Origin of the sequence: Bacteroides sp. AR20 (assembly GCF_964250605.1) — a bacterium.
Taxonomy (GTDB): domain Bacteria; phylum Bacteroidota; class Bacteroidia; order Bacteroidales; family Bacteroidaceae; genus Bacteroides; species Bacteroides uniformis.
This window is the reverse complement of the sequence record NZ_CAXUGK010000033.1, coordinates 43867-55427: the sequence shown is the minus strand read 5'-3', so window position 1 is coordinate 55427 and position 11561 is coordinate 43867. Positions and strand designations below refer to the sequence as shown.

Genomic DNA, 11561 nt, shown 5'->3' with positions numbered 1-11561 from the left:
CTATGACCTCGTTTTTACCACAAAGATAGTCGCGGTCTTGACTTTCTTATTTACCGGGCGTAAAAAATCTGTTTTTTATATACCTTTGCCGTATAGTTCATCCTCAATCATTTGGAGTGAGCTGAACTCTTCGGCAATTTTATTACCGGCATATTTCTTACGGAAAATCTCCTGGGCCGCAACCTTTGAAGCAAAGTAATGCTCTGTCCAGCAATTCTCCGGCAGAATGAATGTAGCAACGGGGAGATAACCCGCCTTGTACAACTTGGCTACCAGATTGGGAAGTGTATCCATTTCAGAATAGGCGTCCATCCAGAAGTCATTGATTTCCGCAGGACGTTCGTCCGTAAACCATGAACTCTCGGATACGGCAATATACCCTCCCGGTTTCAGATATTTACGCCACTCCTTCAAGCCACGTTCAAAGCCGATGTTATAGATAGCACCTTCACACCAAATCATATCCAGCTCCTCCTCACCGAAAGGGAGGGCATCCATTGAACCGGCAATTCCTTTTACTCTGTCCTGCAAGCCCAACTGCCTTGCATTACGGTTGAAGATGTCAATAAAGCCGGGGAAAAGGTCAATTCCGGTAATCTGTCCCGGAACATGGCCAGCCAATACCATTGTCTGACCACCCGTTCCACAACCGATATCGGCAATAAGGGATTCATCGGTAAGACCGTCTACAAAGCTCAATGCCTTCAACGTCACTTCAGGACTGCCAGGGCCTTGCCGTTCCATATTGGAGAAAAAGTCACAGATTAAATTAAATTCGAAATCGTGGATAGTTTTATTTTCGTTACTCATTTTCTTACTATATTTTGCATATACGGAAAGTATCACAACACCTTCAGCATAATATGCGGATTAAACTTGAATTATAACAATAGAAAAACACTCTCGAAAGAAGTTATCCGAAAGTAAACGAAAGGGACAATCTGTGCATGGAACACAGATTGTTTACAAAACCAAATCCGATTTAAATGTCTTTGTCATACTGCAAAGATAAGCAATATTTTATTTAATCAAAGATTTTACGGTTAATAAAGATTTCCCCTTGCACCGGGCGCATGCTGAAGAACCGCACCTACCACCTGGCAAGTATCCAGTTCCTTACAGTCGCCACAAGTATTGAAACCTTTTTCGTACACACATTTGCGGATAGCACAATAATCGCTGCAATAGGCAAACTTCACCCCGTCTGCACGGCACCCCATACAATGGATGGTTTCCGGCGTAATTTCCGGCGTATTGTTCAGCACACTCCACTCTTTGGCGGTTTTCTCTCTCAGCTCATCGTCATTATTGACAGTGGCTATACGGGCGGCGCAATTTTCGCAATCCAACCCGCAACATGCAATTAATTGTTTCATCACTTGGTTATAACCATTTATGTGTTTCTCATAGCAAGCATTTGTCTACCTCCTCTTTATCTGAATTTAAGAGGAGGCAGACAGCCATGCTACAAATATACGGTTATTATTGTGTGAATGCCAAATTAATTTTCCATCACTTTGCTTCCACACTTCCACCCACCTCCTGCATCCCCCTGTCCATCGGCATTTGCCCTGCGGTGGAAGCAACCTGAAAAGGTGGAAGCAAAATTTGCTTCCACCTGCCTGAAACGCCTGAGTTTTGCAGTAAGCTGCTATCCCCTACCATAATACTGCATGCAGATTACATGAATCGGCAGGTTCGGTTTTCCTGCATTTTCGGGCTTGTCCTTACTGTGAAGTCAACGGATATGGAGTTGGACTGTAGGAGCATAGTAGGAGTTATCGGGAATCAAAGGCCGACTATGAATAATGCACTCTAATGTCTTTTACACCGTTGTATAATACATTTGCGCCTTGTGCGCAATAGGTTCGGGCTACGTACTTCATCTGTAATAGCTCTGGAGTTAGTGACGCCTAACGGCCATGAACAACTCTGCTTACGGTCGTCAAACGATTGCTTTATGGTCGAAAGCAGGGTTGTTCATGGCCGTTAGGCGTCATAAATTCCCTATGCCACAGCAGACAAACAAAGGGAGAAGAGTAAAGGAATACCTATGTTTTAGATAAAAATCCACAAGCTTTCACTCGTGCTCTCCATAGGTTATGAGAGCAGGCTTCGCGCTCTGTGCGATAAATTCCCATTTATCAGCAGGCATACTCACTTACGAAACTTCAATTACTTATATAAATTGTTTCAGCCAAAGGCAGTACGGACATTTGCTAAAATATGGAAAGTCTTATTATGAAAAATTGCTATGGCATCGACTTCCGTTCGTGGCGTAAGGAGCTACGTACACGCGAGAAAACCAAGCAGCCACCCTGCAAACTGCCGGACAGAGCAAGCCGGAGTTTGCAGGGTGTTCTGTTTAAAGTATATCAAATCTCTGTTTTAATTTTGCTTAAAAAGATTTTATTCAGCTTCTTTTCGGTCTGTCTTCCCCTCTTTATTCGCCACATAGCCGCTATGCTCCTCAGAAAAACATCCTCAAAGACAATGCAGACAGTTACTAAATATTTGAAGGAGTTATCGGGAGTTAGAAGTGATAACTCTCCTAACTCCTATAAATGAAAGAGACGTGAGCCTTTCCCAAAAAAAATAGAGAAACATAGATACACTTAAACAAAAAACAATTATCTTTGTCACAAATCCGCTATAGCGTAGTGGGTTTATTTACATATTAGTAAGAGCATTATTGAAATTATCTTCTTTATTCAAACTTCGCAACTTTGAAAATTTCCCTGAAGATAACAACAAGGATGCTCACGTCTATGTTTATATGGTTTTCTCCCATCAGGGGGGATGGTATATACACAAACGACGTGAGTGACTGTTGTATATCCAGGGAAAGGGCAATGCGAAGGCCTGAATAAAGGATATACAAACATAGTTACTCACGTTTTTTTTATTGTTTAACCTTTAAATAATTTGTGTATATGAAACAGAACACACCAGACGGTAGAGAAGCATACATCACTCCGTCTATCGAAGTTATCAAAATGGAGAATGAAGGAGTCATTGCAACAAGCGGCGAACCTTACCATCCCATTACGCGCTCCTATTCGGGCAGCACCTCTACCCATAGCTACAATTCGGCATCCAGCAGCGACTTGGAAGACCTAATCAATGACATCTTAACCGTAGAAAACTAAGGGGGACTTCATTATGATGAAATTAAGAAACCTTATGCAAGTTGCCTGCATGGCAACTGCTGCCTTGACCGCATTCAGTTGCAGCCAAGAGGAATTTGAAAACAGCGGGCGGAAAGGAAACATCACCGTTAACGCAACGTTTGAAGGCGCAGGTACCGACACCCGTACTACCGTAAACGATGAATACAAGATTCTATGGCAAGATACCGATGCCCTAGGGTTGTTCTGTAGTAATGCAGAAAGTAATTATAGCAATACAAAATTAGAATATGCAAGCGGTGCTGGTCAAACTTCCGCCACTTTCAACGGCAGCAAGCCAAGCGGAGAAACGGCTGTATTCTCCATCTATCCTTACCAACAAAACATGAGCGTAAGCGGCAATACATTGACCATGACTCTACCTGCCACGCTTACAAATTATAACGGCAGCAGCAATGGCCCGATGTATGCCAAGGTGACAAATCCCGACAATCTGAGCGCTCTGTCCTTCAAGCACATGGCAGCCATGATAAAACTGACCGTCAACAAGATTCCGGCAGAGGCCACTACTTTCAAGATTATTGCCTCCAATAACATTGCAGGTACTTGTACGGTAGACTTAACCGCAGCAGACCCGATACTGGCAGTAACGAGCGATGAAAGCAAGGAAATCACCGCCTCCTTCACAGCCTCAGCTGATATAAAGTCTCGCAACTTCTACATTCCTTTGCCCACAGGTACTTATAGTTCCATCACTGCCCAACTGACGAATGGAAGCGACAAGGTATATTTTACCAAGACGCTTAATGACAAAATCCTAGGCAGAAGAGACATATTGGTAGTACCTCCTTTGGATTGCGTTGTGGTAGAGGCTACAACCCCCAGTGCGCTTAGTACAGCTTTAGCTGATTCAAAAAATCTCCCACAAGAAGCACCGACAGCAGCAACCGTAACCGACATTGCAGTCAGCGGCAGCTTCAATACCACTTCTGGCAGCAACGACGGCATCGCCATCCCGGTTTTACAGAACTCGGACATCAACCTGGCGTTCAATACAGCCCCGACAACCAGCACTTCTGCCCCGTTAAAGCTGACCGACAAGACCAATACCAGCGTAAGTACTCCCGCCGCCACTGCCACCAACAGTGTATCCTTGGCTGTGCCGGAAACCACAGCAGAGCAAGAAGCTCCTTCTGTAGCCATCACCATGCCAAGCACCACCGTTACATTGGCAGCAGTAGGCAATAAAGCCACTTACAATGAAGTGACTGCCACTACCGCCCAGCAGACATTGATTATCAATGCAGGCGTCACCGTAAAGAAGCTGACCGTAAAAGGCGGTAACTTGAAGATATATGGAAAGGTAGAACAATTGGTACACGATGCCGGCAATACCACAATCTATATAATAAAAGGAACTGAAGCATCACTTCCGGCAACAATCGACAGCAAATTTGTAGTTCAATCCGACGTGGCAGTCCTAAAGACCGCTTTCGCCAACGGCGAAGATTTTAAATTGTCCGCCGATGCCGACATCACAGGGCAAAGCGTCAGTGTACCCGCCGGAAAGTCCGTGGTTCTTGACTTGAACGGATATACACTGACTGCCGACAACAGCGCAACAGGCAAAATCATCGTCTTGGGCAAGATGACACTGAAGGACAGCTCTACCGAGAAGAAAGGCAAGATAGTTGCCAGCCAGGATTATACAGCGGCTTCTTATAATGGCAGTCTGATTGAAATAGCCGGTGAAGATGCCTCCATGACCATGGAAAGCGGCAACATCAGTGCAGTCAGAAAGACTCCGAACAGTAACGGCCAATATGGCGTCGGAGTGACGGACGGTGGAGACTTCACCATGACAGGCGGCAAGATAGAAGCCGGATGGTTTGCAGTGGCAGGCAACGGCAATTACAAGACGCAGAACTCCATCATCAACATCACAGACGGAGAACTCATTTCTACTGCTGACTATGCAGTCTATCTGCCCCAATCCGGCACAACGACCATCAGTGGCGGCAAGGTTTATGGTGCCGCAGGAGGTGTATGCATCCAACGAGGCACTCTGAACGTGGAAGGCACAGCCTTGATTACCAGTAAAGGCACAGGCAGCACCGGCAACTGGGGCGACGGTACCGGAGGACTGGACTGCGCCGCCATCAACGTAAGTGGAGCATATGGCATTGCCACAGTAAACATCAAAGGCGGTACACTGATTGCCGAAGCAAAGTCACTCATCACAGAAGGCACCACTTATACACCGGTCATCAACGTTACCGGCGGTACATTCTCCGACCCAAGCGCGCTGAAGTACATGAAGACAAATGCAAATGTGAACATAAAGTTGACCGCCGACAAGACCTGCCCGGGATTCAAGACCACAAGCGGACAAACCTTGACGATGGACTTAGGCGGCAAGATCCTTACACTTGCTGACCCGACCGTAGGTTCCACCGGCACCGAAACGAACAGCTGTCAATTACTCGAAGGTTCAAACGTTACTTTCAAGAACGGAACGCTGAAGAGTGACAACAACAAAATCATGATTCAGAACTACTGCAACCTGACATTAGATAATATGACAGTAGAAGACACAAATGCCCAATACGTAGTAAGCAACAATTGTGGCAATATAAGCATCAACAATACCACTATCAACGCAGGAAGCAATGCGAATCAATTTGCATTCGACGTATGCGGCTATGCAAAGTACACTGCTGGAGTCACGGTTACGGTAAGCGGTACGAGCGTCATCAATGGAAAAGTGGAAATTTCCAAGAGTGCAGGAAATACCGAACCTATGAAGCTGAATATCACAGGCGGTACTTTCAACGGTGACTTAAAGGTAGATGCATCCGTGGGAACCGAAAATGCCAAAAGTATCATCTCTGTTTCCGGAGGTACATTCTCCGACCCAAGCGTACTGAAGTACATGGCAACCAACGCAACTGTGGATATAAAACTTCTCTCAAATATCAACATCGCCAAGACGGAGCTTGCCACAGGCTACATATTGAATGCTGCAAACGCAACGGCAAACTTAAACCTGAATGGCCACGACATCATCAATTCCTCAGAAACAGCTGATGCCACTCCTTTCACACAAATCTTTACTGTACAGAACGGAACACTAAACATTTCAGGCAACGGCAATGTGAAGTGCGATGCATCTGCTACAGCGAAAGACGATGGTTATCGCATGGTAATTGAAGCCCGAGGACACGGGACAGTAAATATTCATGGCGGTTCTTACTATAACACCCAGAAACTGAACACCCAGATAGACCTGATTTATGCAAGAGAGAATGGGAAAATCAATATCTATGGAGGAACATTTGAATCCGGCAAATATGGTACACCCAACAACGACACGGATGGCAGATACTGGGTACTGAACTTAAAGAATACAGACAAGAACACTGCCAGCATCCAGGTGTCCGGTGGAACGTTCATCAATTTCAACCCGGCAAATCCGAATATGGACGACAATGAATCCTATTTGGTAACAGGTTACGAGGTTACCCGTGACGGCAGTGTATATACAGCAGCCCACAAAGTCAACGATGGGAGGAAAGAATATATTGTTGGCCCAACAAGTCAGGAGAACCGATAAGCCAAATTCTAAGAAAGGAAGCAATATATCCTCGCAGACCAAACGAAGAGGTATCGGAATCGCCTTATTACTATCTTTTAGATGCGGCGGACAGCGGATTTTCTTTTATAAATCTGCGTCCTCCGCGTCTAAAAAATGACAACAAGACAGTTGAAAAATCTCTCAAATCTTCCTCATTCACACAAACATTCATTATTTTTCTGAGTAGCCCAAAGTATCATGAATAACAACTAACAATCAAAACATATGAGAATACAGATATTGGATTATCAAGTAGGACCGCACACCTTCCGCATGGTGAAACCTTCCGACTTCAATATATTCAAGGCGTTGCCTTCACTGATTCCGTTCATCACGACAATAGACACGACGCAAAAAGTAATCTTTGAAACAGAGATAGACGATGACGAAACAGCGACAAAACGAACCATAGCGAAAACTCCCGATGATATATGTTTCAACTGGGAAGATGCCGATTGCATCATTCGCCCTTTGCCCCACAGCTCACACCTTGTATCCATCACCCCACGGAAAAGCGGGAAAAACTATTGGATGGAGTGCAACGATAACTTCAGGCAATGCTTCATCCACCTACCGGCCTGCAGGACAGAAACACCGGCTCCGGAAAACGAAACGAACTTCGTACTGAACAACTTCTTGATGATGCTCTATGCCTTCAATGCCGCCCGCCACCATACACTGCTGATGCATGCCTCGGTTGTCGCTACTGAAACAGGCAAAGGCTACCTCTTCTTAGGGAAAAGCGGCACGGGCAAAAGTACGCACACCGGGCTCTGGCTGCAACAGTTCTCGGACTGCCATCTACTGAACGATGACAATCCGATAGTACATGTGGACAGCCTCGGCAAGCAAGCCACTGTTTTCGGTTCTCCGTGGAGCGGAAAGACACCATGCTATCGGAAAGAATCCATGACCGTAGGCGCCTTCGTCCGCTTGGAACAAGCACCGCAGAATGAAATAGAGCAAGAGAGAGCAGCACATGCTTTCGCCACCCTCCTCCCCTCCTGCTCTTGCCTGAAGCAGAACAAGGAAATCTATAACGCCATTGTCACCACTGTGACGGAACTTGCCACGCTGGCACCCGTCTATCATCTGAAATGCCTGCCCGACCGTGAAGCGACGGAGCTTTGCAGAAAGACGGTAGAAGGATAAGTTATGAATGATGAACTGAACAGCCGATGAAGAAAAGCATTCCCAACGAGATATTGCTTCCCGAAGTGGCGCGTCTCATCAAAGAGGGGCATACAGTAACCATCACCGTGCGGGGCAACAGCATGAATCCTTTCTTAGTGGACCGCCGTGACCGGGTGACACTGGGCGATTTCACCACAGAACAGCTGCAACCGGGCGTCGCCGTACTGGCACGCGACCTGACGGAACGCATCGTCTTTCACCGCATCATCCGTCGGAACGGAAATATACTCATCCTGCAAGGCGACGGCAACCTCGCCCAGACCGAAGAAACCGACATCGGACGGGTAATGGGCGTCATGACCGAAGCCATGCGAAAAGACAAACGGTACACCGCCGACGGCAAAGTCTGGAAGCTCTACTCCTACTGGTGGATGAAGCTAAACCCTGCTCGCCGCTGGCTGCTCGCCCTGTTCAGAAGAATATAAAACAAAATAACCATGAAAATCAAACAAGGATTTATCCTGCACCGGATAGGCGATGACTACATCATCATGCAAGACGGCTCGTCGAACGTGGACTTCAGCAAAGTCATCAGCCTGAACCAAACTTCCGCCATGCTTTGGCAAGAGATAGAAAACAAAGAGTTCGATACAGACAGCGTGACAGAAGCCCTGACCAGCCGCTATGATGTAGATAACGAATCGGCCCGTCGCGATGCGCAGAAGTTTATCGACTCCCTTGACCGCGAAGGAATCATAGAATAAGGACGGATATGCAACACGCTTTCTTTTCATTGGTACGCTCCGGCCTGTGGGGCACTCCGGCAGACCGACAACTCTTCCGGTCGGTCTCGCCGGACGACTGGGAAACCGTGTACCGCATGGCAAACTCACAAGCCCTGCTTGCACTGACTTTTGACGGCATAAGCAGTCTACCGGCCGAACTGCGCCCTCCACGCGCCCTCTATCTGAAATGGGCTGCCCGGACTGCACAGATAGAACAAGCCAACAAACGCCGCAACCAGCTTCTGCCCGAACTCAATACCCTTTACCGGGAAGCCGGGCTGCATCCCGTACTGCTGAAAGGGCAAGGCATCGGCACCAACTACCGCACTCCCTTGCACCGGCAATGCGGAGACATCGACATCTATTTAGGAAAACAAGGACAACCCATAGCCAACCGCCTCCTGCTGCAACAAGGCGCCATAGTCGAGGGAGAAGCGTCCGACAAGCATGCCAGCTACAGTTTGAAAGGAGTACACATCGAGAACCACCGCATCATCCTCCGGCTGAACAGTCCGCTTGCCAACCGGCACTTTCAGCAGATTATCAGAAAATGGTATCCGCAGGAAACAGACTATGCCCTATTCTCCGAAACCGGGAAAGAGGACTCGAAGGCCGTCAGTATCGCCATACCTCCGGCCACCTTCAATGCACTTTATATCTTCCTACATGCCTTTGTACATTTCCTGAACAGCGGAATCGGCCTGCGCCAGCTATGCGACTGGACTTGTCTGCTTGCCAATCGCCACAAAGAAATAGATGCCACCACCCTGCTTCGCCAGTTGCAGGACCTCGGACTATTGCATGCCGCACAAGCATTCGGCTACATTGCCGTCACCCGACTGGGATTGCCCGCCAACCGGCTTCCTTTCCCCTTGGAAGGCACCAAGCAGATAGGAGAACAATTATTGGAAGACATCCTGTCTACCGGTAACTTCGGGCAACATGATAACCGCATCAAGCCACGCCCCAAAGGATATTGGGCAGGAAAGTGGTACACCTTCTGCCGCGCCACCCGACGCTGCAACGAACTGCGTCAATTTGCACCGTACGAAGCACTCTGGTATCCCGTGACTCTGATAGGGGGAACGATAGCTATACAAATAAACCGATTAAAAGGAGTAAAAGACAAGAAAGCAAGGACAAAGAAATAAAAGAACCCGGAAAATAAAAGGAATGAAAAAGCAACAGAAGGACAAAAAAGTGAAAAAGGACAGACGTGAAAAACTTAGGTATATTCGAGAGGTATCTGCCGAACAACGCGGACGTATCCTGCTAAGTTGCCTCACCGGCATTCTGGGCGTGGCCTTTGCCCTAGCCTTTATCTATGCAACCAAACGGGTGATAGACACCGCTACCGGAATAACAGACGACAACCTGACGCATGTCGCCGTTCTCACCGTTGTCCTGCTGACTGCCCAATTACTGTGCGGAGCTGCTGACACTTGGATAAGTACCCGTATGCAGATAGAGACGGGCAACGCCCTTCGCCACCGCCTCTTCTCGCGCTTACTGCAAAGCCGCTGGAACGAATTGGAGCGTTTCCATACCGGAGACGTAGTGAACCGGGTAGAACAAGACACCGCCGCCATCGTCACATTGCTCACCTCTTCTGTCCCGGCATTCATCGTCACGAGTATACAACTGCTGGCAGCCTTTCTATTCTTCTACTTTTTAGACCCTTCACTGCCATGGCTGATTGTTGCCATCCTGCCCGTCTTTCTATTAGGCAGCCGTTTCTATATGCGACGAATGAAACGCTATACACATGATATTCGGAACAGTGACGGTCGCATCCAGTCCGTCATACAAGAGAGCCTGCAACATCGCATAGTGATTAAAACATTGGAACAAGGCGAACGGCATCTGGACAAACTCGATGACTTGCAAGACATGCTCCACAGCCAAGTCATGGGACGTACCCGTTTCTCGCTTTCCGCCCACATGTTAGTGGCCCTTGCCTTTTCCGGCGGATACCTCACGGCTTTTCTTTGGGGAGCCGTTCACCTCAGCGCAGGCTGTATCACCTTCGGAACGATGACCGCCTTTTTGCAATTGGTAGGAAAAGTCCAGCGTCCCGTGCTCGACCTCTCACGCCTGATACCTTCCGTAGTCAATGCCCTTACCGCCATAGACCGGCTATTGGAATTGGAAAGACTGCCGGCAGAAGCGGACGGTGACAGCATATTCCTCGCCTCTACCCCGGAACTGGAACTGAAAGACGTGACTTTTGGCTACACTCCCGATGACCGTCCGGTATTCAGCCGCTTCTCCTGCCGTTTCCCCGCCGGTAGCTGCATAGCTGTAGTCGGAGAAACAGGAAAAGGAAAGACAACGCTCATCCGGCTATTGTTGGCACTGGCAACGCCACAAGAGGGACAGATACTCTTGATACCCGCCAAACATCCACTTGAAACCAGTCATACCGTCTCTCCGCAAACCCGCAAGAACTTCGTATATGTCCCGCAAGGCAATACCCTTTTCAGCGGAACTATCCGTGACAACCTGCTGATGGGAAACCCACAAGCTTCTGAAGAAGCCATATATCAAGCCCTGCAAACCGCCACCGCCGACTTCGTCTTCCACCTTCCCGACGGCGTAGACTCCCCACTCAGCGAACGAGGTGGCGGACTCAGTGAAGGACAAGCCCAACGCATCGCCATTGCCCGCGCTCTGCTACGCCCCGGAAACATTCTTCTTTTAGATGAAGCCACTTCTGCCCTCGACCCCGACACGGAACGGCTGTTAATAAAAAACCTGCGCAGAGACTGCGCAGGCAAAACATGTATCTTCGTCACCCACCATCCGGCAGTAGCGGAGGCATGCGAATCTATTGTCCGATTATAATCAGAGAATGAGCCCCAACGGGTATCTGCCTTTGGT

The 11561-nt window shown here is 48.0% G+C and carries 9 protein-coding genes; 7 read left to right on the top strand and 2 right to left on the bottom strand.

The window, feature by feature from the left end:
- Positions 1-75: 75 nt before the first annotated feature.
- The gene (locus ACESTD_RS15445) at positions 76-810 is read right to left on the bottom strand and encodes a class I SAM-dependent methyltransferase (RefSeq protein WP_373158987.1); all 735 of its coding nucleotides are present in this window, start codon (positions 808-810) and stop codon (positions 76-78) included.
- A 233-nt stretch (positions 811-1043) separates the two neighbouring features.
- The gene (locus tag ACESTD_RS15440; RefSeq protein WP_061412529.1) at positions 1044-1376 is read right to left on the bottom strand and encodes a DUF3795 domain-containing protein; all 333 of its coding nucleotides are present in this window, start codon (positions 1374-1376) and stop codon (positions 1044-1046) included.
- 1557 nt (positions 1377-2933) lie between these two features.
- Here ACESTD_RS15440 and ACESTD_RS15435 point away from each other — a divergent pair.
- From ACESTD_RS15435 to ACESTD_RS15405, 7 genes are all read left to right on the top strand, one after another.
- On the top strand, positions 2934-3149 hold the full coding sequence (locus tag ACESTD_RS15435) for a hypothetical protein (RefSeq protein ID WP_016274224.1): 216 nt from the start codon (positions 2934-2936) through the stop codon (positions 3147-3149).
- A 13-nt stretch (positions 3150-3162) separates the two neighbouring features.
- A complete protein-coding gene (locus tag ACESTD_RS15430; RefSeq protein WP_022402244.1) occupies positions 3163-6741 on the top strand; it encodes a fimbrillin family protein in 3579 nt (1192 codons plus the stop codon).
- Between the two features lie 246 nt (positions 6742-6987).
- Positions 6988-7914 (top strand): hypothetical protein, encoded by a 927-nt coding sequence (locus tag ACESTD_RS15425; protein ID WP_022402243.1) that lies wholly within the window; start codon positions 6988-6990, stop codon positions 7912-7914.
- A gap of 26 nt (positions 7915-7940) precedes the next feature.
- The gene (locus ACESTD_RS15420) at positions 7941-8381 is read left to right on the top strand and encodes a S24/S26 family peptidase (RefSeq protein ID WP_005834927.1); all 441 of its coding nucleotides are present in this window, start codon (positions 7941-7943) and stop codon (positions 8379-8381) included.
- Between the two features lie 12 nt (positions 8382-8393).
- On the top strand, positions 8394-8660 hold the full coding sequence (locus ACESTD_RS15415; RefSeq protein ID WP_005834925.1) for a PqqD family protein: 267 nt from the start codon (positions 8394-8396) through the stop codon (positions 8658-8660).
- Positions 8661-8668: 8 nt separating this feature from the next.
- Complete coding sequence (locus ACESTD_RS15410) at positions 8669-9832, top strand: nucleotidyltransferase family protein (RefSeq protein ID WP_373158988.1); 1164 nt, start codon at positions 8669-8671, stop codon at positions 9830-9832.
- 22 nt (positions 9833-9854) lie between these two features.
- The gene (locus tag ACESTD_RS15405) at positions 9855-11525 is read left to right on the top strand and encodes an ABC transporter ATP-binding protein (RefSeq protein ID WP_005834921.1); all 1671 of its coding nucleotides are present in this window, start codon (positions 9855-9857) and stop codon (positions 11523-11525) included.
- The last annotated feature ends 36 nt before the right edge of the window (positions 11526-11561 follow it).